General features: G+C 70.7%; 21 protein-coding genes and 3 pseudogenes. 10 read left to right on the plus strand and 14 right to left on the minus strand.

Translation table 11 applies throughout. The features are described from left to right. Window positions 1–31: 31 nt before the first annotated feature. From ACIQMU_RS13300 to ACIQMU_RS13320, 5 genes and pseudogenes are all read right to left on the minus strand, one after another. Window positions 32–1,453, minus strand: a complete 1,422-nt coding sequence (locus tag ACIQMU_RS13300) for a PfaD family polyunsaturated fatty acid/polyketide biosynthesis protein (protein ID WP_402688880.1) — start codon at window positions 1,451–1,453, stop codon at window positions 32–34. Between the two features lie 83 nt (window positions 1,454–1,536). Next, window positions 1,537–2,280, minus strand: a complete 744-nt coding sequence (locus ACIQMU_RS13305) for a 4'-phosphopantetheinyl transferase superfamily protein (protein ID WP_352243415.1) — start codon at window positions 2,278–2,280, stop codon at window positions 1,537–1,539. Window positions 2,281–2,414: 134 nt separating this feature from the next. Further along, on the minus strand, window positions 2,415–2,930 hold the full coding sequence (locus ACIQMU_RS13310) for a hypothetical protein (RefSeq protein WP_352243416.1): 516 nt from the start codon (window positions 2,928–2,930) through the stop codon (window positions 2,415–2,417). A 251-nt stretch (window positions 2,931–3,181) separates the two neighbouring features. Beyond that, a pseudogene (locus tag ACIQMU_RS13315) lies at window positions 3,182–3,929 on the minus strand (transposase family protein); the annotation flags it as partial. A gap of 218 nt (window positions 3,930–4,147) precedes the next feature. After that, window positions 4,148–5,506 carry a hypothetical protein gene (locus ACIQMU_RS13320; protein WP_402688881.1) on the minus strand — a complete coding sequence of 453 codons (1,359 nt, stop codon included), beginning with the start codon at window positions 5,504–5,506 and terminating at the stop codon, window positions 4,148–4,150. 197 nt (window positions 5,507–5,703) lie between these two features. Between ACIQMU_RS13320 and ACIQMU_RS13325 the strand changes: the two are divergent. Continuing rightward, window positions 5,704–5,854 (plus strand): annotated as a pseudogene (locus ACIQMU_RS13325) (IS5/IS1182 family transposase); the annotation flags it as partial. A gap of 6 nt (window positions 5,855–5,860) precedes the next feature. Here the strand turns inward: ACIQMU_RS13325 and ACIQMU_RS13330 are convergent. Next, window positions 5,861–6,676 (minus strand): annotated as a pseudogene (locus ACIQMU_RS13330) (IS5 family transposase). A gap of 408 nt (window positions 6,677–7,084) precedes the next feature. On the opposite strand from ACIQMU_RS13330, the gene ACIQMU_RS13335 reads away from it, so the two are divergent. Then, a complete protein-coding gene (locus ACIQMU_RS13335) occupies window positions 7,085–8,863 on the plus strand; it encodes an FG-GAP-like repeat-containing protein (RefSeq protein WP_352243432.1) in 1,779 nt (592 codons plus the stop codon). Between the two features lie 164 nt (window positions 8,864–9,027). After that, window positions 9,028–9,183, plus strand: a complete 156-nt coding sequence (locus tag ACIQMU_RS13340) for a hypothetical protein (protein WP_402688882.1) — start codon at window positions 9,028–9,030, stop codon at window positions 9,181–9,183. A gap of 68 nt (window positions 9,184–9,251) precedes the next feature. Here ACIQMU_RS13340 and ACIQMU_RS13345 read toward each other — a convergent pair whose 3' ends face one another. Continuing rightward, a complete protein-coding gene (locus ACIQMU_RS13345; protein ID WP_352243418.1) occupies window positions 9,252–9,923 on the minus strand; it encodes a hypothetical protein in 672 nt (223 codons plus the stop codon). 201 nt (window positions 9,924–10,124) lie between these two features. Between ACIQMU_RS13345 and ACIQMU_RS13350 the strand changes: the two genes are divergently transcribed. Continuing rightward, window positions 10,125–10,634 carry a hypothetical protein gene (locus ACIQMU_RS13350; RefSeq protein WP_352243419.1) on the plus strand — a complete coding sequence of 170 codons (510 nt, stop codon included), beginning with the start codon at window positions 10,125–10,127 and terminating at the stop codon, window positions 10,632–10,634. A 55-nt stretch (window positions 10,635–10,689) separates the two neighbouring features. On the opposite strand, the gene ACIQMU_RS13355 is transcribed toward ACIQMU_RS13350, so the two are convergent. The 6 genes from ACIQMU_RS13355 to ACIQMU_RS13380 form a co-directional block, all read right to left on the minus strand. Continuing rightward, window positions 10,690–12,051: a TfuA-like protein gene (locus ACIQMU_RS13355; protein ID WP_402688883.1), complete on the minus strand. Its 1,362-nt coding sequence runs from the start codon at window positions 12,049–12,051 to the stop codon at window positions 10,690–10,692. After that, window positions 12,048–13,226: a YcaO-like family protein gene (locus tag ACIQMU_RS13360; protein WP_352243421.1), complete on the minus strand. Its 1,179-nt coding sequence runs from the start codon at window positions 13,224–13,226 to the stop codon at window positions 12,048–12,050. Before ACIQMU_RS13360 ends, ACIQMU_RS13355 begins: the two co-directional genes overlap by 4 nt. Before the next feature lie 139 nt (window positions 13,227–13,365). Next, a complete protein-coding gene (locus ACIQMU_RS13365; protein ID WP_352243422.1) occupies window positions 13,366–14,262 on the minus strand; it encodes a hypothetical protein in 897 nt (298 codons plus the stop codon). A 114-nt stretch (window positions 14,263–14,376) separates the two neighbouring features. Further along, window positions 14,377–15,465 carry a trypsin-like peptidase domain-containing protein gene (locus tag ACIQMU_RS13370; protein ID WP_352243423.1) on the minus strand — a complete coding sequence of 363 codons (1,089 nt, stop codon included), beginning with the start codon at window positions 15,463–15,465 and terminating at the stop codon, window positions 14,377–14,379. A gap of 74 nt (window positions 15,466–15,539) precedes the next feature. After that, a complete protein-coding gene (locus ACIQMU_RS13375; protein ID WP_352243433.1) occupies window positions 15,540–16,232 on the minus strand; it encodes a methyltransferase domain-containing protein in 693 nt (230 codons plus the stop codon). 98 nt (window positions 16,233–16,330) lie between these two features. Further along, window positions 16,331–16,930, minus strand: coding sequence for a DUF3043 domain-containing protein (locus ACIQMU_RS13380; RefSeq protein WP_352243424.1), 600 nt, complete (start codon window positions 16,928–16,930; stop codon window positions 16,331–16,333). A 318-nt stretch (window positions 16,931–17,248) separates the two neighbouring features. Here ACIQMU_RS13380 and ACIQMU_RS13385 point away from each other — a divergent pair, with 318 nt between their 5' ends. The 5 genes from ACIQMU_RS13385 (at window position 17,249) to ACIQMU_RS13405 (ending at window position 23,767) form a co-directional block, all read left to right on the plus strand. Then, a complete protein-coding gene (locus ACIQMU_RS13385; RefSeq protein WP_103531870.1) occupies window positions 17,249–18,034 on the plus strand; it encodes a PspA/IM30 family protein in 786 nt (261 codons plus the stop codon). Between the two features lie 9 nt (window positions 18,035–18,043). Beyond that, on the plus strand, window positions 18,044–18,322 hold the full coding sequence (locus ACIQMU_RS13390; protein ID WP_352243425.1) for a hypothetical protein: 279 nt from the start codon (window positions 18,044–18,046) through the stop codon (window positions 18,320–18,322). Between the two features lie 54 nt (window positions 18,323–18,376). Continuing rightward, window positions 18,377–19,687, plus strand: coding sequence for a sensor histidine kinase (locus ACIQMU_RS13395; RefSeq protein ID WP_402688884.1), 1,311 nt, complete (start codon window positions 18,377–18,379; stop codon window positions 19,685–19,687). Further along, on the plus strand, window positions 19,684–20,439 hold the full coding sequence (locus tag ACIQMU_RS13400) for a response regulator transcription factor (RefSeq protein WP_352243427.1): 756 nt from the start codon (window positions 19,684–19,686) through the stop codon (window positions 20,437–20,439). Before ACIQMU_RS13395 ends, ACIQMU_RS13400 begins: the two co-directional genes overlap by 4 nt. A 178-nt stretch (window positions 20,440–20,617) precedes the next feature. Then, the gene (locus ACIQMU_RS13405; RefSeq protein ID WP_352243428.1) at window positions 20,618–23,767 is read left to right on the plus strand and encodes an efflux RND transporter permease subunit; all 3,150 of its coding nucleotides are present in this window, start codon (window positions 20,618–20,620) and stop codon (window positions 23,765–23,767) included. Between the two features lie 98 nt (window positions 23,768–23,865). On the opposite strand, the gene nadA is transcribed toward ACIQMU_RS13405, so the two are convergent. Further along, entirely contained in the window at window positions 23,866–25,053 is a 1,188-nt protein-coding gene (nadA, locus tag ACIQMU_RS13410; RefSeq protein ID WP_352243429.1) for a quinolinate synthase NadA, read from the minus strand. 263 nt (window positions 25,054–25,316) lie between these two features. Here nadA and ACIQMU_RS13415 point away from each other — a divergent pair, with 263 nt between their 5' ends. Next, complete coding sequence (locus ACIQMU_RS13415; protein ID WP_007451212.1) at window positions 25,317–25,673, plus strand: iron-sulfur cluster assembly accessory protein; 357 nt, start codon at window positions 25,317–25,319, stop codon at window positions 25,671–25,673. Window positions 25,674–25,821: the final 148 nt, after the last annotated feature.

Below are 25,821 nucleotides of genomic sequence, written 5' to 3' on the forward strand. Positions count from 1 at the left end.
AGGACGGTGGCGGTCTGGGGGCTGGCAGTCCCTAGGCCGCGGCGACGGTCTTGGGCGGGGTGGGGAGGTGCGTGGCGCGGGACAGCAGCTCCGCCGCGCCGGTCATGATCAGTCGGGCGATGTCGTCGGGGTGCCGGTGGCGCCAGTCCTCCTGCGGGGTGCCGCGCAGCCGCTCGTTGAGCGCGCCGAGCGCGGGGCCGCACGGGATCTGGAAATCGACGCGGCTCTCGGCGTCGCCCTCCATCGCGACGCGGGTGGCCTTGGCGAAGTACCAGGTGAAGGTGAGGGCCATCCGACGCTTGGGGTCCTGCTCCGCCCGCTCGATGACGGCGGGCCTGCTGTCGACGTAGCGGGACTTGATCTCCTGCCACACCTCGTCGAAGGAGCGGCCGAGGATGCGCCTTTGCACGTGGTCGGCGGTGTCCTGGTCCAGCTCGTCGAGCGAGTCGTGCCGCAGCCACAGTTCGTACAGCTTGTTGGCGCGGGCCGGGAAGAACAGGCCCCGGCGCAGGACCTGCGCCTTGGTGCCCATCTCGAACATGTCGCCCGCCGGGACCAGGATGGTGTCCTGCACCTGTGCGCGCTGCAGCAGATCCTTCGCGGCGTCCGACGTGCCCGCCTCGACGGTGCACTGGTTGACACTGCCGGTGAGGACGAAGTCGGCGCCCATGACGAAGGCGGCGGCCGCCGCCTCGGGCGTTCCGATGCCGCCCGCCGCGCCGATCCGCACCCGGCCCGCCGACGGCCTGGCGAACGCCATCCGCTCGCGCAGGGTGAGCATCGCGGGCAGCAGGGCGGTCATCGGGCGCTGGTCGGTGTGGCCGCCGGAGTCCGCCTCGGCGCAGAGGTCGTCGCACATGGCGACCGCGTCGGCCAGCTCCGCCTCGTGGGGGGTGATCCGGCCGGCGGCGGCCAGATCGCGGACGATCGCGGCCGGCGGCGGGGAGAGGAACGCCTCGGCCACCTCCTGCCGTGACACCTTGGCCATGATCAGGTTCGGTGTGCGCACCGAACCGTCGTGGCCCCGGTGGGCGCCGGTCAGCCGGTAGCGGACCAGAGCCGGCGAGACCTGCACGTAGGAGGCGGCCTCGATGCGGCGTACTCCGTGGGCGAGATAGACATCGACGCTGCGTTCCTCCCGCTCCGGGCGGGAGGACAGGAGATTGACGCCGAAGGGGCGGTGGTCGCCGAGCTCCGCGCGGATGCGCCGGATCGACGCCTCCAACTCGGTCTCGCTCAGACCTCCGGTGCCGAAGTAGCCCAGAAGGCCGGCGCGCCCCATCCGGACGACGAGGTCCACCGATGCGATGGCCTTGTACATCGAACCCGTCGCGTAGGCGTACGCGACCGAGTGGTCGGCTCGGAAACCGGCGCTGCCGAGTTCCTCTGGCCGCAGTCCCGGGCCGGGAAACGGGGCGGCCCGTGTACCTGACGTGCCGTCGGGCGAATGCACGGGAGTCCTCCCAGGGCGTGAGTGGATGGCGGCGCGACGAGCCGGCGGGGCCGTGTGCCGTGATGACAGTGCGGTGCGGGGCGCTACAGCTGGGCCGGCTCGCGTACGACGAGCCGGAGCTCCTCGTCGCGGCGGCGTCCGATGCAGATGGCCGCGTGGAAGTCGGCCGGGACCTTGATGAAGTCGTAGAGCCAGTTGTCGGGCCGGTCGGCCAGCGAGGGCTTGAGCGCCAGCTCGGGGGTGCGGCCGTCGGGGAAGAGGAAGGAGATGTCCTGGAGCGGCAGGGAGATGCCCTGGCCGCGCGCCTTGGCGTACGCCTCCTTGAACACCCACACGTCCAGGAAGCGGCTCTTCCAGGCACGGGCGGGCAGTCTGCGCAGTTCCTCGATCTCGGGTTCGGACATGACCTGGTGGATCAGGTCGGGCAGGGAGATCCGGGCATCGCGCTTCTCCACGTCCACCCCGATGGGGCGCTCCCTGGTGACGCCGAGCATGCACATCCCCCGCGAGTGCGAGAGGTTGAAGTCGAGGTCGACACCCAGCCGGTGGTGCACGGCGGGTTTGCCGAACGCGTTGAACTCGAATTCCCACGCGGACGGTTCGATGTCGACGTACTGGGACAGACAGCGGCGCAGCAGCGACCGAGCCATCACGAACTGGGCGCGGTCATGCTGGAAGTAGAACTGGTCGGCCCGGTTGCGCTCCTCCGCGGAGAGGACCGGCTCATGCTCGCGCAAGCTGCTGGGCTCGCCGTCCGGTCCGTCGGAGGACGCGATCCACAGGTGCACGTCGGTCCTGCTCAACGTGACGCGGGGTTCCCTGGTCATGGTCCCTCGGTGCTCTCCGGACTGCGGTGTGGTTGCGACCGTCGCCCTGAAGGTGGTGGCCGGCAGTGGACGGGGGGCGTCCCCGGGGCTCAGCGCCCCGGAGACGCCTCAACGGGATTGCTGCGGGCACTTGTTCAGGAGGCGGACGCCTTGTTCCGGTGCTCCTCGAAGACGTCGAAGACGCCCTCGATCTTGCGGGAGATGACGCCGTACAGCTCCTCCATGCGCGCCAGACGCTCAAGCCGCTCGGAGGGCTGGTCCTTGAGGACCTCCAGTCCGTGGACCACGGCCGCGTGGAACTCGGGAATCCGGCGGAAGGAGTGCTCCACGGCGTTCGGCCAGGCGCTGTCGTTGAGCGTGATGTAGTAGTCGTCCGTACCGGGAATCGCCTCGCGGGTGTACACGCCCGGCGGGGTCAGCAGGTCGGCGATCCAGTCCACCGGCTCGCGCGGGATGTCCAGGGTCTTGGCGATGTCGTCGGCGCTCTGCTTCGCGGGGTAGTTGATGATCATCCACCCGATGACATAGCCGCGCTCCCACTCCATCCCGTCGGTGATGTGGTAGTGCTCGGCGATCTTGTGGACGAAGCTCTTCTCGGCGTCACTGAGGGTCGAGCGCTCTGAAATGGCGCCCTCTGCTTTTTGTGTCATGCCCCCAAGTATTGGCGTCCAGAATTCCTGGTCAAGCGTTCGATCGAATGCTGATTTTGGTTCCGGATGATTGCCAGACGGTATTCTCCTTACCTCAAGTGCCCTGCTGGCCAGCGTAGTTGTGGAAGCTTGCGATTCTCCTTACCTTCTCCTCGCATTCCGTTTTACCTTCCCTTTCATGGGTGGTGCCGCAACCGTGGTGCCCTGCTCCCGCATTCTTGTCCTCCGAAAAAGCGCACTGTGCTTCTTCGGCGTCGCCCCTCCAGCGTGAGGATGGTCTTGGCGATTGGCCTCATGCGGTTGGGGTTGCATCGGGGTCTGCGGAAGGCCCACCAGGACTGCACCCTCGTGACGCCGCGTCCGACGAGTGCTCGTGCTGCGGCCAGTGCCCGGGTGCGGGGCCTTTCGGTGGGGGTGAGTTCCTGCAGAGGTCTGCGTTTGACACCGGTGGCCGACCATGGACCGTAGCTCTTGGGCGCTGTCGGCCAGGATGGGAACGCCCTGGCGTTCGCAGATCCGGATGATCCGGTGGGTACGGGCGGCGGTCAGGTCGCGGCTGCGGCCCGGCAGGGCGGGCGGGAGCCACAGCAACCGGCCGCCGAGAACGTGATGATCTGCACGTTCACGACGTGTGGCGCCGAGGGCGTGGGAGTAGCCGGCCCGGCCGTCGCCGCCCGGTCGCACTCGGCACGGGTGCCGTCGAGCAGGATGAACTCGGGTTCGTGCTCGCGCAGCGTCTTCAGCAGGCCCGGGGCGCGCGTTCGGCGAGGAGGCCGATGACCGAGCTCGTGCAGGTGTGGGCGGTGGACTCGCTGACCTCGAACCGGCGGCGGTCCTGGCGAGAGTGGCGTACTCGCGCGGGTGCGCCAGTGCCACCATCGCGCGCTGGGAGGGGCAGAGCTTGCAGCGCCGGTCGCCGCCCTCACGGGTGATGATCAGCGTGGTGACCCACTCCACGAGTGTCTGCGGCAGGTCGAGTGCGGCAGGATGGATGACCAACGAGGCCCCCGAGCCACGTGATGGAGACGTCAGACGTCTCGATCAACAGCCCGGGGGCCTCGCTTGTTGCGCTTCACGGCTCATCACTCGATCGGTGGCCAACTCGAAGGAGCTCACTGATCTGCAGAACCGCCCAATGCAGGTTCGAGTCCCGTCGCCCGCTGCTACAGCAAAGGCTCAGGGAGAGGCACTTCCTCTTCCTGAGCCTTCGTCGTGACCTACTTCGAAGGGTAGAAGCTCGCCGTGAAGCCGTCGGTCCACGAGTGCTCTCCGTACTCGGGGGTGTATGCGGCGACTCCCTCGGCCACCCAGGCTGGAGGAAGGACGTCCGGGTTGAGCGCGGTGACCTCGTCGCCGGCGAGATTCACCTCGACCGGGAGATCGGGCCTGGAGTTGGCGGCCGGAACCGTTCCGTAGGCGATTCCGCGCTCGGCGTCGACTGCCGTGAACGTGACTCTCTTGCGGGCGTCGGTGTCCTCGAAGCAATAGCCCTTGTTTTCACGCAGGTCCAGCACGGCGGAACCTGCCGACACGTATCGGTCGCCGGACATCGTGGGCTCAGGGGGCCCGCTATCCAACTCCGGGCGCTTCCCTTCGCAGCGCACCGCGAACCGTACATCGCCGCTGCCGGGGTCGCGGATCTCGTAATGCCGGATCGCTCCATGCCTGTCGACCGACCAGTTGGCGACGATCACGCCACCGAGGTAGTAGGGCTGCACCATGGGGAAGACGCCGTTCGGCTGAGCGTCGGGGGGCTCGCTGTTCCCGCTGTGCCAGCTGCCGCCGCCAAGCCAGAAGGACTTGCTGCCCTCGTACGCCAACGGCCCTTGGGGTGAGACACCGAAGATCATGGCCTTCTCGTCGCAGTCGGCCCGCCCGACGATGCGCTCCTCGGTGCAGCGTTCAACTCCCGGTGGGGCCGCGAGCTGCCGCTGTGTGTACGTGGTCTGCTTGCCCGAGACAACGTCTACCGACAGCGGCTGTGCATGCTCATCCTTCAATGAGGCATTCATACGAACTACGCCTTCGCTGTCCTGGGCGGCGAATGTCTCCCTCTCGTAAGGGAAGTCGAAGGTATGGCCAGCCTCCACGCTGCCTGAACCGCCGGCCGGGAAGACGGTGAGCTGTGTCGTCTCCCTTGGCTTGGACGCTCCGTCGCCGCCCTTCTCGCCCGAGAACTTCACCACCGCGTAGTCAGTCTCGCCATCGGTCGACACGAGCAAGGACACCGTGCCGTTCACCGTGCCGCCCTGCCCCGACACTGGAAGTGCCACCGGCGCACCGGTCCAGTTCACGGCGCCGGTCCGCAGGTCACGCGCCACCACCTGTGTGGACTTTCCGCCCGGGGCCTTCTTGAGGAAGAGGACTTCCTCGGCATGCGGCGCGTACACGGGGTTACTGAGCCCTTCCGAAGTCTTCACAGCCCAGCCCTTGGTAGCGTCGAAGGCGGCGGGCACCGCTACCTCGGGCGCCCGATCCTCCTCGGGTGCCGCGCGCTCCGTGGCCTTGCGGTCCTTGCCGTCAGGCTTCTGCCCGCCGTCGCCGCAGCCCGCCAGCAATAACGCCGCGGCGATCACTCCGACGGCACTTCTCGCCGTGCGACTCTCTGTCCTCAAGGCTTCTCCCCCGGGCGGATCGTCCAACTCTCTTCCTCGGTAAACTAGTTGTAACACTATCGCGCACTCTCCCGTACGGCTCGGGGCAGGGTCGTTTCCCATCCGTGGTGATCTTGCTGCCGTGCTGTTCAGTTGATGTCCAGGAGCTTGAGCGGGCGGTTGAAGGGATCACGGAGCCCGGCGGCCGGTTGCTGTGGCTCTCGCCCGCCCTGCCGGGCCGCAGCCGCGACCTGACCGCCGCCCGTGCCCACCGGATCATCCGGATCTGCGAACGCCGGCGTTCCCGTCCTGGCCGACCTCGCCTTAGAGGACAGCTCATTCGGTGAGTCCGCGATAGCAGATCAGGGTGCAGGCGCTGCTCGTGAGGGCGAGGAGGTGGTCGGCTTCGCGTTCGTAGCGTCGGTGGAGTCGTGGGCAGCCGGCGAGCCAGGCCATGGTGCGTTCGATGGTCCAGCGATGACGGCCCAGTCGCTGCGAGGACTCGACGCCCTTGCGAGCGATGCGATGGGTGATACCGCGCTGGCGGAGCCGTCGCCACAGGTGGGAGTAGTCATAGTCCTTGTCGCCGTGGAGCTTGCCCGGCTTGCGCCGCCTGCGTCCACAGCGGGACCGGATGGGCGGTATGCCCTTCACCAGTGGGATCAGGGCCTGGCTGTCGTGCGGGTTCGTCGGTTCGTCGCCGAGATTTCGACAGGGATGGGCAGACCGGCCCGCTTGGTGATCAGATGGGTTTTCGAGCCGTACTTGCCCCGGTTCGCAGGATTCGAACTGTCAGGTCCCCCTTTTCGGGGCCCACATGTTCACCGGGTCGGTCGCACAGCGAGACCAGTCCGACTCGCCTCGTGACCCGAGCTCGTCGAGGACCAGGCGGTAGAGCTTGGCTCACACTCTGGTCTTCGTCCACTCGGTGAAACGCCTGTGGGCTGTCACTCCCGATGGCCCGAGCGACGCGGACGGCAGCTGCTGCCACGTGCGGCCCGATGTGGCCACGAACACGATCGCGGCCAGCACCTCTCGGTCGCCATGCCGCTGCCGGCCACCACCCTGAGGCCGCGATGGAGCCTCCGGCACCACCCGTTGAAACAGTTCCCACGACTCGTCCGGCACCAGCCGTTCAATGATCCCGACCATGGCCCGCAGCCTACCGAGCCAGCCACATGAGATGACTTCTAAGAAGCCGAAGCGGCGCACCACCACCGTCGTACGCCGTGGCGGGCGTGAGCCACTCGGGCTGGGCAGCGCGATCAACCGGATGATGATCGAGCGCTGCATGGCCGCCCCGGCCGCCGTACCCGTGGAGCGCCGGACGCCGCCGGAGGGCTACCGCCGCGCCCTCGAAGCGCACCGCGAGGCCGCGGTGTCGTCCCGGGCATCGAGCAGTGGCAGCAGCCGCATAACCCGTGTCCAGGATCCGGGGTCGAGGCGCGCTGTCGAGGATCACGTGGATCGGGACGACCTGGCCTCTTCGCGCTTGAGATGATCTGCGGGAGTCCGGCACGCGTCAGACCGGACATCAGGGGAGGAACGGTGTTGAAGAGAGTGACAACGGCACTGCTGGTACTGGCCGTCACCAGCGGCTTGCTGCTCGATGCGCCGGTACAGGAGGCGTCGGCAGTCGAAACGACCGCGGCAGCCCAGACGGCACAGGCGACCTCGCCGTACCCGGGGGAGACGCGGGTCATCACCTGGAACATATGCGGAGAGGCCGGCAGCCCCCGCGGCGAGTCGGGCTACTGTGCCTTCCGTAACGAGCCCGACCGCAAGGCGGAGCAAGTCGCCCAACTGGTCACCGAGCACCAGGCGAACGTGGTGATGCTTCAGGAGGTCTGCGGTTACGACGAGGCCACACCCGAAGCCGAGCGCCGTGCCAACTGGCGCAAGAGCCACATGGCGCTCCTGAGGGAACGTCTCGGTGCCGGATGGTCCTTCGCGCACGCGCCCGGCAACCGCGAATCGGACCTGGACAGCCGCTGCCGCGGTGAAGCGCTCGGCGGCGACCTGGGAGTCCTGCTCGCGGTCAAGGGTACGTTCGACGGCCCCGTCGAGCGGGTCGAGACGGTGCCAGCCGACCTGTCCTCACGCAACCTGCCCATGGTGTGCGCCCGGGGAACCGGCCTGACCGACAAGTTCTGCAGCGTGCACCTGATCCCCGACGAGTCGGCGATCGCCAAGCGCCAGTCCACGACCATCGCCGCTCACCTTCAAGACGACATCCCGGTCGGTGTGGTGATCGGCGGCGACTTCAACCGTAACGCCGCGTCCGCCGACCTGGCCCCGGTCACGTCGAAGCTGGACCGTTGTGTCAACGGCGACCACACCTACCAGTACTGGGCGTCCACTGCGGCCGCGCCCAGCCGCCACTGGCTCGACCACCTGTTCACCACCCCGCGCGCCGACGGCCCCCGCTTCGTCGCCTGCACCGTCGACCAGTCCCGTATGGACCGGACCCGGAACACCGGCACCGAGGCGACCAACCTGCCGAACGGCTACTCCGACCACGCCCCCGTCATCGCCTACCTCCGCGACGCACCCGTCCCCGGCGACATGACCGGTGACGGCAAGCCGGACCTCCTGGCCATCGACGACCTGGGCAAGCTGCGCCTTTACCACGGCGAAGGGACCGGCGGTGTGCCCGGCGCCCACGACATCATCGGCACCGGTGGCTGGGGGAGTGCCTCCGTGACGCACCGCGGCGACTGGACGGGAGACGGCGTGGAGGACGTCGTCGCCCGGGTAGGCGGCGACCTACGCGTCTACGCCAACCGTGGGGACGGCTCGTTGGCCGCCCCCGTCACGGTCGCCGGCGGCCTGCCCATGGACGCGAAGGTCGTCAGTCCCGGAGATGTCACCCGGGACGGCCACCCCGACGCGGTTCTCTCCTACGACGACAAGCTCTGGCTCTTCGCGGGCGTGCGCGGCGCCGTCCCGGCCGTAGCCGCTCCCGTCCTCATCGGCAACGGCGGCTGGGACGTGATGACCCTCACGGCCCCCGGTGACGCCGACCGAGACGGCCGTCCCGACCTGCTGGCCCGCAACACGTCCACGGGTGACCTTTGGCTCTACCGGGGCCGCGACGGTGGAAGTTTCGACGACCGCACCCTCTACGGCCACGGTTACGGCCTTGTCAACCGTCCCTTGATCTCGGGGGCAGCGGACGCCGACGGCAACGGCGTCGCCGACATGTGGACCACGACGAACGAGGGCACCGGCACCCTGCTGTTCTACGCCGGCGCAACCAGTGCAGGGGGCCGCCCGGTGGACGGCGAGCGTACTACGGTCGGTGCGAGCAGCTGGAGCACCATCCGGTCCGTCAGCTGACCCCGCCACGGTCCGCGCCGCCCGTTCCCTGTCGACGGCGCCGACGCGAACGGCTGTCGTGTGATGTCGAAAAAGCCAGTTCGACCTTGCCATTGGTATGCGGCCGTAGACGCGGGTCAGTTTGCCGGTCGTGCCGAGATCGGCCCATGAGTCGTTTCTGCAGCTTGACGTCGCTGACCGGACGACTCACGGCCGAACGGTTCGAGAAGAGCCTGCGAGTGGTGATCAACTCGGCGACTTTCCGTTCGTCCGGCCAGATGCGACCCCAACGCATGACGCCGATCGCCAAGACCGTCCTCACGCTGGAGGGGCAACGCTGAAGAAGCGCACTGCTCCAGCGTCGAGACGCTGGAGCACCTGAGGCGGGTCGCCGGCGCGTGCGGCCGGGTCAGACGGAGACGCTCGCGGATCGCGTGCCGACGTCGGGCAGGCCGTGGTTCCGCAGGCGAAGCGCCCGTTGGTTGAGTGCCATGAACGGCTGTATCAGCCCGTCGACGAAGATCAGGAAGCAGAGTGTGCCGACGCCGACCGGGCCGCCCAGTACGTATCCGAACCCCAGGAGCACTGCTTCTACGCCGGCCTTGGCGGCCCAGAACGGCCACTTCCAGCGCCGGGTCATGGAGATCACGAGCAGGTCCATGGCGCGGATGCCGATGCCGCTCATGATGATCAGGGCCGAGCCGTACGCGCACAGCGGCACCGCGGCCACCAGTGAGGGCGTTCCGTCGATCCATGACAGGTCGGACAGGAGCAGGAGGTCGATCAGGCTGCCGCACAGGAAGAACGTGATGAACGGGGCGATGACCGGGCGCCGTCGATTCCAGACGGACCAGATCGCGATGCAGACGACGGCGATCCCGGCCTGGGCAATGCCGATGGTGACCGGGATGTGGCTCTTGATGCCGAGGGCGAGGACGTCGAGCGGGTCCGTGCCGAGGTCGGAGTGGATGAACAGCGTCGCCCCGGCGGCGAAGACGACGCAGCCGGCCAGGTACATGCCGAGGCGTGCGGTCAGGTCGCGTGGCGGCAGCACGGTGACGAGTGCGGGCAGTCGAGGCATGGCGGTCCTTTGGTCGGGAGCTGATGGTCCACTGCGCTCCGCCTCACCTTATGAATGCCAATGCAAGCCACTTATCAGGGCAATTGAAGAAGAAGTGCAAGATAAGGTAAGAGGCTTGCCAAGTGCCGCGAGTGTCCCGAAGGGGGTGTCCGACTACTTTCGGGATCGCCCAGTTCTTGATGTTCGGTGTATCCTGAACAAATGGAACAGAGTGCACAGAGTAGGACCGTTGTCACGGAGGAAGAGCTGGCCTTCGTCGAGGACGCTGCCATCAGCCTTGAACGGCAGGGGCTGTTCCGCATGGCCGGCCGCGTCCTCGCCTGGCTGCTGATCTGCGACCCGCCGGAGCAGACCGCGGGCGATCTCGTCGAGGTGCTCCAGGCCAGCAAGGGGTCGGTGAGCGCGGCCACCCGCTTCCTGGTGCCGAGCGGCATGGTCGAGAGGATCTCCCGCCCTGGCGAGCGCAGGGACTACTACCGCATCAAGGAAGGCGTGTGGCCGACTCTCGCCAAGAGCCAGTCGGACCACTACCAGTCGTTCGTCGACATCACCGAACAGGGTCTGCGAATCCTGGAGGACGCCCCGGCACGGCGCAAGGAGCGGCTGCAGACGATGCACGACTTCTACACGTGGCTCGCCAAGGAGATGCCGATGCTGTGGAAGCGGTGGGAAGCGGAGCAGGGCGCCCAGGAGGGGACCCGCGGCGCCTGAGCGCCGGGCGCGCGGAGCGTGCGACGCCCCTTTGCCGCCGGGCCCGGGCCCGGCGTCAGGCGGAGGCGGGCCGGGGCGGCGCCCCGGCCCGGTGCAGCAGGACGAAGGGCCTGGCGGCTTCTTCCGCCTCGGCCGCGGAGAGGAACCCCCGGTCGCGTGCCGCGGCGTCCAGGGCGTCCGGCCCGTCCGCCCGCCAGGCGTCTTCGAGGTGGCCGCGGACCGGGGCCGGGGGCGGCTGCCGGAGTGTGCCGTCGGCGCCCGTCCGCTCCATCCGCTCGTTGAGGCCGGCCGCCGCGGCCACCGCGTCCGCGCTCGCCCGCCACGCCTCGTCACTGCCGCGCAGCTCGTCCGGTGCGTCATGGAAGGGCGCCGTGCCGGGCGCGCCGCGGAAGGAGCGCACCAGCAGGGTGATCAGGCGCCGTTCGGCGCTGAAGTCGCGCCGCTCCTCGGGCGTCAGCCAGTACGACCACGCCTCCGCCGGCAGCGCCTCATGGGTGATCCCGCGTTCGCCGGCGGCCGCCAGCACCGCGTGCGCGAGGCCGCGGTCCTCGGCAGCGAGGCGGGGGCCGGCGATGCGGGTCAGCGCGAACCGGCGGTAGCGGGCGGGGAAGTCCGGCGCGTACAGCTGCTGAAAGCGCAGCACGTCCAGTTCGGACACCGCGTCGTGGCGGCCCGGGACCGCGGGACGGAAGGCCCGGCGCCAGTGCTCCAGGCGCATCGTGCGCGGCACCATCCAGGCGGGTACGGGCGTCACGGAGGCGGGACGGCCCTCCAGGGAGTGCGACAGGGCGGCGAGCGCGTCCCTGCGCTTCAGGTCGGACAGCTCCGGCCGGCGCCGGGCGAACTCCCGCAGGGCTCGGGCCGCTTCGGCCGAGGCGGGGTGCCGCTGCCGGGCGGCGCGGCCGAGGGCGGCCCAGGTGCGCTCGGTGTAGTGCAGGGTCCGGGCGGCCGTCAGCAGTGCTTCGCCGTCCGCTGCCCGCAGGACGTCCGCGGCGACCGCGTTGGTGATCGTCCAGCGCAGGCTGACCAGGGAGAGGCCCGACTGCCGGCGGTCCCCCGAGGAGGCGTGGCCGACGGCCACCTCGTCGTCGGAGTCCAGAGCGCCCTGGGCGTACATGCCGAAGACGAGCCCCACACCCTCCATCCCGTACGGCCACAGCTCCGCGGCCCGCAGGGCCCCCGTGCCGGAGGCGCCGAGGACCCGGGCGCCCCGGGCCAGTACGTCGATGATCTCCTCGTGCCGCACCGGAGCGCCCCGGGGGAACACCCCGTCGATGATCACCACGGTGTCGTCGGGCCCTGTGCGCAGGGCGAGCAGATCACCGTGCCGCACCGGGCCGTGGATGACGGCGCGGGGCGCCACCCGCAGGACGTCGTCCCATGTCAGCGTGGGTCCGACGTACACATGGAGAGTCACGAGGTCTCCTCGGGGGCGGGGGGCCGCCGCGCCACTGGCCGGGGTGTGCCGTGCCGTCCGTCGTCCGCGAGGCCCGTGGTGACGACCTTGACGACGCTGAACCCGTTGTCGGTGCTGAGGTCGACGACCACCGGTGGCCGGCCGGTCAGCTCCCGCACGCGCTCGGCCAGCCACCGCATCTCGTCCGTGTCCTCGGCGAACTCGCACGACGGGCCGGACACCTCCTGCCAGGACACGCTCTCCCGCTCGGTGGCCGGCGCGCGGCCCGTGCCCCGGCTCCCCGTCGTGAACGGCGTCCCGGCGAGGTCGTCACGGCATCCCGTGATCGCGGTGAGGCGGCTCTGCGCGGACCCGGTGACGGCCCGGCTCAGGGCGACGGCCGGGGAGCTGTGGACGCCTGATCCGACGGCCGGTGCGGGAAGGTCCTGGGACCAGGTGTACGCCACGAAACAGGGCAGGCCCCAGCGGTTGGGCACCTCCACGATCTCGGCCCACGCGCCGGCACCGGTGATCCTGCCGAGGACCGCGGCGCACATCGGGTCGTCGACGGTGGACGGATCGACGTGCCGTACGGCGGATACGGGCACGGAGCCGGCCGACGCCGTGCAGTCCCGCCCGATGACCTCGTAGAGGGCGTGCGTCACGGCCTCGCTGTAACTGTTCCCGCTGGCCAGGCCGTTGGTCGAGGCGTGCAGGAGGGGAGGCTGCCAGCCGTCGGCGACCTGGTGGTCGACGCTCACGTACGACTGTGGCACCCAGGTCTTCGCCCCGCTCACGGCCTCGGCGGCGGCCACCCAGTCCAACGGCGTCCGCTCGCTCAGCAGGCTGCCCGTGTGCTGACGCAGGCCGCGTACGTCGTACGGGAGACCGAGCTCGCACGCGGGGGTGCCCACGACCCCGGGGACCGGGCACGCGTACTCGGCATGCCACTGCTCCACGGACTCCATGACGGCCGAGACCCGGGCGAGGAGGGGGGAGGCGCCCGTGCCCGGGGAGACGGCGAGGGTCTTGGCGGCAGGCCGCACGGCCATGGCCACCGGCACGCCGAAAGAGTCGAGGCCGGTCACGTCCGCGACCCGCGTGACGCCGAACGTGGCGCGCAGCCCGTCGATGATCGTCCAGGTGTCCTCCGGACGCCGGACGCGATGTGTGCCGTCGAAATGGACCTTCTTCACGCGCCCCTCCTCCCGCTCGATGACGTACGGACAAGCATCGACGGTCCGGCTGAAACAGCCGGACAGGAACGGGTGAGTGCCGTTGCATCTCACCGGTAAATCTCCGTGAGGGCGCCGCGAGAAGTGCGTCAGGAGAACGTCAAGGGACGGTCAGGGCAACCCTGCTGACGCGTCGTCGACGCACGTCAGGCGGCTGGTGGGCCGCGCGTGCGGGCCGGCCGGACCGAGGTGGGCGAAGGAGCGGGAGGAGGGACGGCGACGCCGTCCTCAGCGGAGGCCGGGTGCCGCGGACCGGGGAGCGGGAAGCGCTTCTCGACGCACATCGCGGGGTGAGCGGAACTCTCCGCGGCCGGCCCGCGGCGCCGGGTGAGCCGGACGGCCGGATCGGCGCCGGGCCGGCCGGGGAGACGCTCCGCACCGCGGGGGACGAGAGGCCCGGCCCGGCCTCCGCGCCGAGGGCGCCGCTGCGGCGTACCGCACGGGCCAGAGTCGCGCTGATGGCGACGCCCGCCGAGGCGGAGACCGCGAAGCCGACCCAGCGGGTGTCGAACCAGTAGCCGTTGAGGCAGCCGAGCCCGACGAGGTAGCCCGCCCACACGAGGCCGCCCAGCGCCGACCAGCGCAGATAGGCGCGTCGCTGTCGCGGGGTGCCGTCGAGCACCAGCCCGAGCATCGTCCGCCCTCCGGGCACGAAGCGCGCCGCCAGCGTGGCGCGCCCCAGCCTGCGGGTGAGGGCGTCGCGCATCCGCTGTGCGGCGGCGGCCGCTCTGGCGTGCCGCGCCACGCGCGCGCCGATCCGGCCGGACCCGGACCGCGCGACGGTGACCAGGGCGAGGTCGCCGAGGAAGGAAGCGGCGGCGACGGCCAGGACGAGGGCGAGGGAGGCCGGTCCGTGGCCGAGGGAGAACGAGGCGGCCGCGAGTACCAGGCTGCCGCTCGGCAGGACCGGCACAAGCGCGTCGCCCATCACCGCGATGAGGGCGATCGCGACGATGAGCTCCGGCTGGAGGAGAAAACGGGCCGCTTCGATCTGCATGACCTGATCGTATCGAACGTTCAAGCATTTGTGAATATAGAGAACTGACGACCGACGCCTCCGGACACGCGCGGGATCCCGGTGCGCGACGCGCTCCCGGCTCCCCCGGGGCCCTCAGATCTCTCCGAGCGTGACCTCCGCCGTCCGGCTCTCGTCGTCGCGCGTGTACGTCACGGTCACCTTCCGGCCCGGCTTCTCGTCCGCCAGCGCCTCGGCGAGCGAGGTGACCGTGGTGACCTCGGCGTCCCCGACCTTCGTGACGGTGTCCCCGGGCCGCAGTCCCGCCTCGGCCGCGGCCCCGCCCCGGTCCACGCTGACCAGCGCCACCCCGGCGGGGCGGTAGTCCTCGTCGACGACCGTGCGGCCGGTGATGTTCAGCGCGGCCCGGCCCGAATCGGTGACCCGGCCGTCCTTGATGATCTGGTCGGCGACCGTCTTCACCATCGAGACGGGGATCGCGAAGCCGATGCCCGGCGCGGCGCTGTCGCCCAGCCGCGGGTCGGTCGCCGCGAGGGTCGGAATGCCGATCACCTCGCTGTCGAGGTTGACCAGTGCCCCGCCGCTGTTGCCCGGGTTGATCGCCGCGGACGTCTGCACCATGTTGGCGATCGTCGCGCCCGTGCCGCCGCCCGCCCGGCTCTCGCTGACGGTCCGGCCGAGCGCGGAGACGATGCCCTGCGTGACGCTGCTGGAGAGGCCGAGCGGCGAGCCCATCGCCATCACGATCTGCCCCACCCGGACCTTCTCCGCGTCGCCGAACCGCGCGGGCCTCAGCCCGTCCGGTACCGCGTCGAGCTTGATCACGGCCAGGTCCTGCTCCGGGTAGGAGGAGACCAGCGAGGCGCTCAGCAGCGCCTCCCCGGTGGCGACGCTGACCTTGAACTCCTTCTCGTCGCCGACCACATGGGCGTTGGTGACGATGTGTCCCCGGTCGTCGTAGACGACCCCGGAACCGAGGCTCTCCGAGGCGTCGATCTGCACCACCGACGGCAGCACGTCGTTGATGACGGCCTGGTAGGCGTCCTGAAGGCCGTCGGGGGCGCGCTCCACCGAACCCTGCACCGTCCCCGACGCGGTGGCCTCGGAGGCCGGGGCCGCGGGGCCCCCACCGGAACAGCCGCCCACCAGGGCGATGGCGCAGACGGCCGCGGACACGGGAAGCAGCAGCCTGCGCGCCCGGCCGCCGGAGGGGGATACGTCCATACCCGGAGTCTCGGGCCCGGCCCGCCCGGGCGCCCGTGCTGATGGGCCGAACGGACCCGCCGCCGCGAAACCCGTCAGCCGCGCACGCCGCACAGGTGCAACAGCGCCGCCACACCCCGGTAGGGGTCGGTGCGCCCGGCGCGGTCCTCCAGGGCCATCACCCGCTCCAGCTCCTCGGCCGGCAGCTCCACGTCGTTGCCCACGTTGTCCGTGAAGACCCGCACCCCGTACCAGGCGTGCAGCGGCGCGGCGATCCCCGCGAGTGTGGCCCGCAGCGCGTCGAGCCGGTCCGCCCGCACGGTCAGGCCGAGGCGGTTGGTGTACGTGGCGGTGTCGAAGGCGGTCAGGGCCGCGTCGAAGTCGCCGGCGAGCCCCGGGCGCATCGCGAGCGCGTCCGCGTTCCGCACGAGCAGGGAGAGCAGCCCGCCGGGAGCCAGCATCCGGGCGAGCCCGGCCAGCATCGGGTCCGGCTCCTCGACGTACATCAGGACGCCGTGGCAGAGCACCACGTCGAAGCTGCCCGGCAGGAAGTGCACGCCGGTGTCCCGGCCGTCGCCCTCGATGAGCCTGACCCGCTCCCGGATGCCCTCCGGCTCGGTCGCCAGGGAGGCGCGGGCCGACGCCAGCATCGCGCCGTCGGACTCCAGGCCGGTCACCGAGTGACCGGCCCGTGCCAGCCGCAGCGCCTGCGTTCCCTGGCCCATGCCGACGTCCAGGACGCGCAGCCGCCGCCCCACCGGGAAGCGCCCGGCTATCTGCTCGTCCAGCTGCCGTGCGACGAGCTCCTGGCGGACCTTGTTGCGTACGCCGCCGAGACCGGCCAGCCACGCCGAGGAGGCCCCGGCGAAGCCGGAGGCATCCGTGCTCAGGGCCGCTCTCCGCGCTTGACCTGCGGCTTCGGCAGCCGCAGTCGGCGCATCTGGAGCGTGCGCATCAGGCCGTACACCACGGCCCAGCGCTTCGGCGTGTCCGGGAAGCGCTCGCGCAGCTGCTTCTTCAGCCGCAACGACAGACCGATCCAGTCGATCACGATCAGGATGATCACGCCGAGCCAGAGCAGCAGCGAGATGCTCTGGACGTTCTGCACCTGGATCACGCTGAGGATCAGGATGATCACGGCGAGCGGCAGGAACCACTCGGCGATCACGAAACGCGAGTCCACGTAGTCGCGGACGTAGCGCCTGACCGGCCCCTTGTCACGCACGGGGAGGTAGCGCTCGTCGCCCGACGCGAGCGCCTCACGCTGCCGCGCCAGGTCGGCGCGGCGCGCTTCGCGCTGGCGCTTCATGGCCGCCTTGCGGTCGGTCGGCGCACTGGACGCGGCGCGACGGCGCTGCGTCTGGGCCTCGCTGCGCTTGGGGGTGGGGCGACCCTTGGGGGCCTGCGGGTCGCGGGGCTGCTGGGAGAGGTCCGCCGTCACCTTGCCGGTGGGGGCCTTCTCTGTCTTCGCACGGCTACGGAACACAAAACCCAAGGGTACGGGGTCGGCGCGCGGGCCCGACGACCCGGGCGGGCACGATCCGGCAACGGACACCGTCCCCACAGGAGCCACCTCGGGGCGATACGGGCGTTTACCGTCCGTTCCGGCGTCCGACACACGCTGTCCCGGGGCCTCACCTACACCCTGGGCGGGAGTGTTCACCGGGTGCACTCGTCCTTGGGGAGGAGCACATCGGGACTCGGACAGTGCGGTAATAGAGGCAGGCCCCGTACTGTGGGTTCTATCGGGAGTGCTGGAGCTCAGTCCGTCAGAAGGGGGCGCGCGAAGCCCATGAGCGGTGTCATGAAGCGTATGGGGATGCTTTTCCGCGCGAAGGCAAACAAGGCCCTTGACCGGGCCGAGGATCCGCGCGAGACCCTGGATTACTCGTACCAGAAGCAGCTGGAGCTGCTTCAGAAGGTGCGCCGCGGCGTCGCCGACGTCGCGACGTCCCGCAAGCGCCTGGAGTTGCAGCTGAACCAGCTGCAGGGCCAGTCGTCCAAGCTGGAGGACCAGGGCCGCAAGGCGCTGGCCCTGGGCCGCGAGGACCTGGCGCGTGAAGCGCTGTCCCGGCGCGCCGCCCTCCAGCAGCAGGTCACCGACCTGGAGACGCAGCACACCACGCTGCAGGGCGAGGAGGAGAAACTCACCCTCGCGGCCCAGCGGCTGCAGGCCAAGGTCGACGCCTTCCGCACGAAGAAGGAGACCATCAAGGCCACCTACACGGCGGCCCAGGCCCAGACCCGGATCGGCGAGGCGTTCTCCGGCATCTCCGAGGAGATGGGCGATGTCGGCCTCGCGATCCAGCGTGCCGAGGACAAGACGCAGCAGCTCCAGGCGCGGGCCGGCGCCATCGACGAGCTGCTCGCCTCCGGCGCCCTGGACGACCCGACCGGCACGGCGAAGGACGACATCGCCGCCGAGCTGGACCGGATCTCCGGCGGCAGCGATGTGGAGCTGGAGCTGCAGCGCATGAAGGCCGAGCTGGCCGGCGGCTCCTCGTCCTCGCAGCAGGCCATCGAGGGCGGCGCCCAGGACAGTGCGCCGCAGTCGCAGCAGTCGTCCCCGCACAAGTTCGACAAGCAGTAAGGCAGCGTCATGATCGTACGGATCATGGGGGAGGGCCAGGTCAAGCTGGCCGACCGTCACTTCGTCGAGCTGAACGAGCTCGACGACGTCCTGCTCAAGGAGATGGAGAGCGGCGACGGCCCCGGCTTTCGCACGACTCTCCACGCGCTTCTGGACAAGGTGCGCGAGCTCGGCACTCCGCTTCCGGACGACTCCCTGGAGCCGTCCGAGCTGATCCTGCCGGCGCCCGACGCCACCCTCCAGGACGTACGGGCGATGCTCGGCGACGACGGGCTCATCCCCACCTGATTCCACGGGCCGGCCCCGGCGGGCCCGTGGAACGGCCGCGTACCGTAGCTGGACGTGACCACCCTCTCGTCCGGCTTCGCGCGCGCCCGCCGCTGGCTCCGGGACCACCCCCTCGCGTTCGACGCCGCCCTCGCGCTCGGCGCCCTCGTCGCGATGATCTGCGGCTCCTTCGCCGACCCGGGCACCGGACACGGCCCGACCTTCGGCACCCGCACGCCCGAGCCCTTCAGCGTCCTGCTGATGGTGCTCGCCGCCCTCGCCCTGGTCCTGAGGCGACGCCGGCCCAGGGCGGTGCTCGCCGCCACCGGGGTCCTCTCGGCCGCCGAGTACGTCCTGATGGACCCGCCCGCCCCGGTCATCATGAGCACGGTCGTCGCCCTCTACACCGTCGCCTCGCGCACCGACCGGCCCACCACCTGGCGGGTCGGTCTGCTGAGCATGGGGGCGCTCACGGCGGCCGCCATGGTCTTCGGCTCGACGCCCTGGTACAGCCAGGAGAACCTCGGTGTGTTCGCCTGGACCGGGATGGCCGGGGCCGCCGGGGACGCCGTACGCAGCAGGCGCGCGTTCGTCGACGCCATCCGGGAGCGCGCCGAGCGCGCCGAGCGCACCCGCGAGGAGGAGGCCCGCCGCCGGGTCGCCGAGGAGCGGCTGCGGATCGCCCGCGACCTCCACGACGTCGTCGCCCACCACATCGCCCTGGTCAACGTCCAGGCCGGGGTCGCCGCCCACGTCATGGACAAGCGCCCGGACCAGGCCAAGGAGGCGCTCGCCCACGTCCGCGACGCCAGCCGCTCCGCGCTCAACGAACTGCGGGTCACCGTCGGCCTGCTGCGCCAGCAGGGCGACCCCGAGGCGCCCACCGAACCGGCCCCCGGCCTCGCCGTCCTCGGCGAGCTGGTCGCCACCTTCCGTAACGCCGGGCTCCCCGTCGAGGTGGCCTGCGCCGACCGCGGGGTCCGGCTGCCGGCCGCCGTCGACCTGGCCGCCTACCGGGTCATCCAGGAGGCCCTGACCAATGTCCGCAAGCACGCGGGCGCCGGGGCCAGGGCCGAGGTGAGCGTCGTGCGGGTCGGCGCGACCGCGGAGGTCACCGTCCTGGACAACGGCCGGGGGAGCGCCGGCCGGCGGCCCGGCGCCGGCCCGGGCGGCGCAGCCGACGGCGGCCCCGGCAGCGGCGGCCCGGACAGCGGCGGCCACGGCCTGGTCGGAATGCGCGAACGCGTCACCGCACTCGGCGGAGCCCTCACCGCCGGGCCTCGGTACGGCGGCGGGTTCCGGGTCCATGCGATCCTTCCGGTCGAAGCCCGCACGGGTGAACCGGAGCGGCCGGGCACAGCGGGCGGGACGGGGCTCCGCCGATGACACAGCCGAAACCGACGCCCGTGCCACACGGGGCACCGGCAGCCGTGCCGAGGCCGGCCCCGGAGGCGCCGATCAGGGTGCTGCTCGCCGACGACCAGGCACTGCTGCGCAGCGCGTTCCGGGTGCTGGTGGACTCCGAGCCGGACATGCGGGTGGTCGGCGAGGCCGCCGACGGGGCCCAGGCCGTCGAGCTGGCCCGCGCCACGCGCGCCGACGTGGTGCTCATGGACATCCGGATGCCGGGCACCGACGGGCTCGCCGCCACCCGCCTGATCAGCGCCGACCCGGAGCTGTCCGCGGTGCGGGTGGTCATGCTCACCACCTTCGAGGTCGACGAGTACGTGGTCCAGTCGCTGCGCGCCGGGGCCTCCGGCTTCCTCGGCAAGGGCGCGGAACCGGACGAACTCCTCAACGCCATCCGCATCGCCGCGGCCGGCGAGGCGCTGCTCTCCCCGGCCGCGACCAAGGGGCTCATCGCCACGTTCCTGGCCCAGGGCGGCAGCGCGGGGGAGGGGCCGGACAGCGCCGAGTACGGGGAGCGGCTGGCGGCGCTCACCGTCCGCGAACGCGAGGTGCTGGTGCTGGTCGCGGGCGGCCACTCCAACGACCAGATCGCGGAGCGGCTCGCGGTCAGCCCGCTCACCGTGAAGACCCATGTGAACCGGGCGATGGCGAAACTGGGAGCCCGGGACCGGGCTCAGCTGGTGGTCATCGCCTACGAATCGGGCCTGGTGCGTCCCCGCACGGACTGACCCGGGGAGTCGCGGCGTACCGCGGTGTACTCCAGCCGCGGTATGCGCGGCGTGAGAAAGCAGCCCGGGGGGCGACGTTTCGGCGGCGCGGAGCGGAGATCGTAGGACTGGGCCGGAGGTGTCCCCCTGTCTCCCTCCCCGCCCCCTGCCGCGTACGCCACAGAAGAGAGACCCACCCATGTCCTGGCTGTCCAGATTCAGCCTCGCGCAAAGGGCCCTGATCGGGCTGATCTCGATCGTCGCGCTGGTCTTCGGCGCGATAGCGATCCCGCAGCTCAAGCAGCAGCTGCTGCCCACCATCGAACTGCCGATGGTGTCGGTACTGGCGCCCTACCAGGGTGCGTCTCCCGATGTGGTCGAGAAGCAGGTCGTCGAGCCGCTGGAGAACTCCCTCAAGGCCGTCGACGGCGTCGAGGGCATCACCTCCACCGCCAGCGAGGGCAACGCCCTCATCATGGCGACCTTCGACTTCGGCGACGAGGGCACCAAACAGCTCGTCGCGGACATCCAGCAGGCGGTCAACCGGGCCCGCGCCCAGCTGCCCGACGGCGTCGACCCGCAGGTGGTCGCCGGCTCCACCGACGACATCCCCACGGTCGTCCTCGCCGTCACGTCCGACGAGGACCAGCAGGTCCTGGCCGACCAGCTCGACCGCACGGTCGTCCCGGCCCTGGAGGACATCGACGGCGTCGGCCAGGTCACCGTGGACGGTGTGCGGGACCTCCAGGTCTCCGTCGTCCCCGACGAGAAGAAGCTCGCCGGGGCCGGTCTGAACGCGGGCACGCTCTCCCAGGCCCTCCAGGCGGGCGGCGCCACGGTGCCGGCCGGTTCCTTCTCCGAGGACGGCAAGAGCCGCACCATCCAGGTCGGCGGCTCCTACACCTCGCTGCGGCAGATCGAGGACCTCCAGGTCGTCGCCGAGGACCCGGCGGGCGGTGGGCCCGGAAAGCCGGTGCGCCTCGGCGACGTCGCCGAGGTGAGGCAGGAGCCGTCCACGGCCGTCTCCATCACCCGCACCAACGGCAGGCCGAGCCTCGCCGTGATGGCGACGATGGACAAGGACGGCAGCGCCGTCGCCATCTCGGACGCCGTCCAGGACAAGCTCCCCGGCCTCCGCAAGGACCTGGGCGGCGGCGCCGAGCTGACGGTCGTCTCCGACCAGGGCCCCGCCGTCTCCAAGTCGATCTCGGGCCTGACCACGGAGGGCGCGCTCGGCCTGGTCTTCGCGGTCGTCGTGATCCTGGTCTTCCTCGCCTCGATCCGCTCGACGCTGGTCACCGCGGTCTCCATCCCGCTCTCGATCGTCCTCGCGCTGATCGTGCTCTGGACCCGCGACCTGTCACTCAACATGCTCACCCTCGGCGCGCTCACCATCGCCATCGGCCGGGTCGTCGACGACTCGATCGTGGTCCTGGAGAACATCAAGCGCCACCTCGGCTACGGCGAGGAGCGCCACGCGGCGATCATCACCGCGGTCAAGGAGGTCGCCGGAGCGGTCACCTCCGCCACCCTCACCACCGTGGCGGTCTTCCTGCCCATCGGTCTCGTCGGCGGCATGGTCGGCCAGCTCTTCGGCTCGTTCTCGCTGACCATCACCGCGGCGCTGCTGGCCTCCCTGCTCGTCTCGCTCACCGTGGTGCCGGTGCTGTCGTACTGGTTCCTGCGCGCACCCAAGGACACCCCCGAGGACGCGGCGGAAGCCCGCCGCCTCGCCGAGGAGAAGGAAGCGGCCAGCAAGCTCCAGCGGATCTACGTCCCGGTCCTGCGCTTCGCGACCCGCCGCCGGGTCACCAGCCTCCTCATCGCCGTCGCCGTGCTCTTCGGCACCTTCGGCATGGTCCCGCTGCTGAAGACGAACTTCTTCGACGCCGGCGAGCAGGAGGTGCTGAGCGTCAAGCAGGAGCTGCCCCCCGGCACCAGCCTGGAAGCCGCCGACGAGGCGGCCCGCAAGGTCGAGAAGGTCCTTGAGCAGGACAAGGGCGTCAAGGACTACCAGGTCACCGTCGGCTCGTCCGGCTTCATGGCCGCCTTCGGCGGCGGCACGGGCGCCAACCAGGCTTCCTACCAGGTCACCCTGAAGGACGCCGCGGACCACGAGGACGCCCAGGACCGCATCGACGAGGCCCTCGGCAAGCTCGACGGCATCGGTGACACCACCATCGCCGCGGGCGACGGCTTCGGCGCCCAGGACCTGAGCGTCGTGGTCAAGGCCGCCGACGGGGACGTCCTGAGGAAGGCGGCCGAGGCGGTCCGCGCCGAGGTCGCCACCGTCAAGGACGTCACCGACGTCCAGAGCGACCTGGCGCAGAGCGTCCCGCGCATCTCGGTCACCGCCGGCGACAAGGCGGCCGCCGCCGGATTCGACTCCGCCGCCCTGGGCGGGGTCGTCGCCGGAGCCGTCCGCGGCACGCCCGCCGGCACCGCGACGCTCGACGACACCGAGCGCGACATCGTCATCCGCTCCGCCGCCCCGGCCACCACCATGGCCGAGCTGAAGGCCCTGCCGCTCGGCCCGGTGAAGCTCGGCGACATCGCCGACGTGAAGATCGTCCCCGGCCCGGTCTCGATGACCCGGATCGACGGGCAGCGCTCGGCGACGATCACCGCCAAGCCCGTCGGCGACAACACCGGCGCGGTCGGCGCCGATCTCGCCGAGAAGATCGACGCCCTGGACCTCCCGGAGGGCGCCACCGCCACCATCGGCGGCGTCACCGAGGACCAGAACGAAGCCTTCGCGCAGCTCGGCCTCGCCATGCTGGCGGCCATCGCGATCGTCTTCATGCTGCTGGTGGCCACGTTCCGGTCGCTCGTCCAGCCGCTGATCCTGCTGGTCTCCGTCCCGTTCGCGGCGACCGGCGCCCTGGCCCTCCTGCTCATCACGGGCACCCCGCTGGGCGTCCCCGCGATGATCGGCATGCTGATGCTCATCGGCATCGTGGTCACCAACGCGATCGTGCTGATCGACCTGATCAACCAGTACCGCGCCCAGGGCCTCGGGATCGTGGAAGCCGTCATCGAGGGCGGCCGCCACCGCTTCCGCCCGATCCTGATGACGGCGCTGGCGACCATCTTCGCCCTGCTCCCGATGGCGCTCGGCGTCACCGGCGAGGGCGGCTTCATCTCGCAGCCGCTGGGCGTCGTGGTGATCGGCGGTCTGATCAGCTCCACGCTGCTGACGCTGCTGCTGGTGCCGACGCTGTACGCGATGGTCGAACTCCGCAAGGAGCGCCGCGCCGAGAAGAAGGCGGCCAGGCGCGCCGCCAGGGCGGGCGTGCCGGACCGGCCGGAGCCGGAGGAGACCCGCGAGGCCGAGACCGCCAGGGCTTGACCGCGCACACCGAAGGGGCCTGTCCCACGCACCCGCGTGGGACAGGCCCCTTCGGGCGGGCTCCGGATTCTTCGCGGCTCCGGACGATTCCGGCTCCGCTACGGCAGCGCCAGCATCCGCTCCAGGGCGAGCTTGGCGTACTTCTCCGTCTCCGGGTCGACCTCGATCCGGTTGACCAGCTTGCCCTCGGCCAGCGACTCCAGGGTCCAGACCAGATGCGGCAGGTCGATGCGGTTCATCGTCGAGCAGAAGCAGACCGTCTTGTCGAGGAAGACGATCTCCTTGTCCTCCGCGGCGAAACGGTTCGCCAGTCGGCGGACCAGGTTCAGCTCCGTACCGATGGCCCACTTCGAGCCGGCCGGGGCCGCCTCCAGGGCCTTGATGATGTACTCCGTCGAGCCCACGTAGTCCGCGGCGGCGACGACCTCGTGCTTGCACTCCGGGTGCACCAGCACGTTGACTCCGGGCATCCGGGCGCGGACGTCCTCGACCGACTCGACCGAGAAACGCCCGTGGACCGAGCAGTGCCCGCGCCACAGGATCATCTTCGCGTCACGCAGCTGCTCGGCGGTGAGGCCGCCGTTCGGCTTGTGGGGGTTGTAGAGGACGCAGTCCTCCAGCTCCAGCCCCATGTCCCGCACGGCCGTGTTGCGGCCCAGGTGCTGGTCGGGCAGGAAGAGGATCTTCTCGCCCTGCTCGAAGGCCCACTCCAGGGCCCGCTTCGCGTTCGAGGACGTGCAGATCGTGCCGCCGTGCTTGCCGGTGAACGCCTTGATGTCGGCGGAGGAGTTCATGTACGAGACGGGCACCACCTGATCGGCGACCCCGGCATCCGTCAGCACGTCCCAGCACTCGGCGACCTGCTCGGCGGTGGCCATGTCGGCCATCGAGCAGCCGGCCGCCAGGTCGGGCAGCACGACCGCCTGGGCGTCCGTGGTCAGGATGTCGGCGGATTCGGCCATGAAGTGCACGCCGCAGAAGACGATGTACTCCGCCTCCGGGCGCGCCGCCGCGTCGCGGGCCAGCTTGAACGAGTCGCCGGTGACGTCCGCGAACTGGATGACCTCGTCGCGCTGGTAGTGGTGGCCGAGGACGAACACCTTGTCCCCGAGCTTCTCCTTCGCCGCACGGGCGCGCTCCACCAGGTCCGGGTCGGACGGTGACGGGAGGTCGCCGGGGCATTCGACGCCGCGCTCGCTCCTCGGGTCGGCCTCACGGCCGAGCAGCAGCAGCGCGAGAGGTGTCGGCTGTACGTCCAGGGGCTGGGCCGTGGTCACGTCACGCACCCTTTCTAGTCTGCGAACTCCGTGAACTCCGCGGACAGCCGCGGAGAGCTTCGGCGAACTCGCCTTTTCGTCTATTTGACGCTATCTATCATAGCCGCTTCGTGTCACTTTGACGATGCCGATAGCGTCGATGTGACGCATCCCCCGGGCGGCCCGGTGTGCGAGCATGAAAAGGAACAGACAAGCGCTTGGCCCGGAATGAATCCGCGGCTGAGACGGTTGAACCGTCGGCAAGCAGTCCGTACAACCCGGGAGAGAAGCAGATGTCCGTATCGGACGAGACCACCACCGTGAGCGACGGCATCCTCCTGTCCGACGCCGCCGCCGCCAAGGTCAAGGGCCTGCTGGAGCAGGAAGGCCGCGAGGACCTGGCGCTGCGCGTCGCCGTTCAGCCCGGCGGTTGCTCGGGCCTGCGCTACCAGCTCTTCTTCGACGAGCGTTCGCTCGACGGCGACGTGGTGAAGGACTTCGACGGTGTCAAGGTCGTCACCGACCGGATGAGCGCCCCGTACCTGGGCGGCGCCTCCATCGACTTCGTCGACACCATCGAGAAGCAGGGCTTCACGATCGACAACCCGAACGCCTCCGGCTCCTGTGCCTGCGGCGACTCCTTCAGCTAGGCGCTGAGGGCGGGAGCACACAGACCTACGGCGGCGGGGCCCCGCCGACCCCCCCCCGGCGCCCCCCCCGGGGGGGGGGCCCGCCGGGCCGGCGCGCCGGGGAAACCCCCCCCCGCCCCCGGGGCGGGGCCCCGCCCGCGCGGCCGCC

It is taken from the genome of Streptomyces sp. NPDC091649 (assembly GCF_044756785.1).
In the GTDB taxonomy this organism is placed as follows: domain Bacteria; phylum Actinomycetota; class Actinomycetes; order Streptomycetales; family Streptomycetaceae; genus Streptomyces.

Excerpts from the sequence above, each read along its gene's own strand:
- ACIQMU_RS13400 (WP_352243427.1), top strand. The coding sequence starts at position 19,684 with ATGACACAGCCGAAACCGACGCCCGTGCCACACGGGGCACCGGCAGCC.
- ACIQMU_RS13350 (WP_352243419.1), top strand. The coding sequence starts at position 10,125 with ATGGAACAGAGTGCACAGAGTAGGACCGTTGTCACGGAGGAAGAGCTG.
- ACIQMU_RS13405 (WP_352243428.1), top strand. The coding sequence starts at position 20,618 with ATGTCCTGGCTGTCCAGATTCAGCCTCGCGCAAAGGGCCCTGATCGGG.
- ACIQMU_RS13390 (WP_352243425.1), top strand. The coding sequence starts at position 18,044 with ATGATCGTACGGATCATGGGGGAGGGCCAGGTCAAGCTGGCCGACCGT.
- ACIQMU_RS13415 (WP_007451212.1), top strand. The coding sequence starts at position 25,317 with ATGTCCGTATCGGACGAGACCACCACCGTGAGCGACGGCATCCTCCTG.
- ACIQMU_RS13305 (WP_352243415.1), bottom strand. The coding sequence starts at position 2,280 with ATGACCAGGGAACCCCGCGTCACGTTGAGCAGGACCGACGTGCACCTG.
- ACIQMU_RS13385 (WP_103531870.1), top strand. The coding sequence starts at position 17,249 with ATGAAGCGTATGGGGATGCTTTTCCGCGCGAAGGCAAACAAGGCCCTT.
- ACIQMU_RS13370 (WP_352243423.1), bottom strand. The coding sequence starts at position 15,465 with ATGGACGTATCCCCCTCCGGCGGCCGGGCGCGCAGGCTGCTGCTTCCC.
- ACIQMU_RS13345 (WP_352243418.1), bottom strand. The coding sequence starts at position 9,923 with ATGCCTCGACTGCCCGCACTCGTCACCGTGCTGCCGCCACGCGACCTG.
- ACIQMU_RS13365 (WP_352243422.1), bottom strand. The coding sequence starts at position 14,262 with ATGCAGATCGAAGCGGCCCGTTTTCTCCTCCAGCCGGAGCTCATCGTC.
- ACIQMU_RS13310 (WP_352243416.1), bottom strand. The coding sequence starts at position 2,930 with ATGACACAAAAAGCAGAGGGCGCCATTTCAGAGCGCTCGACCCTCAGT.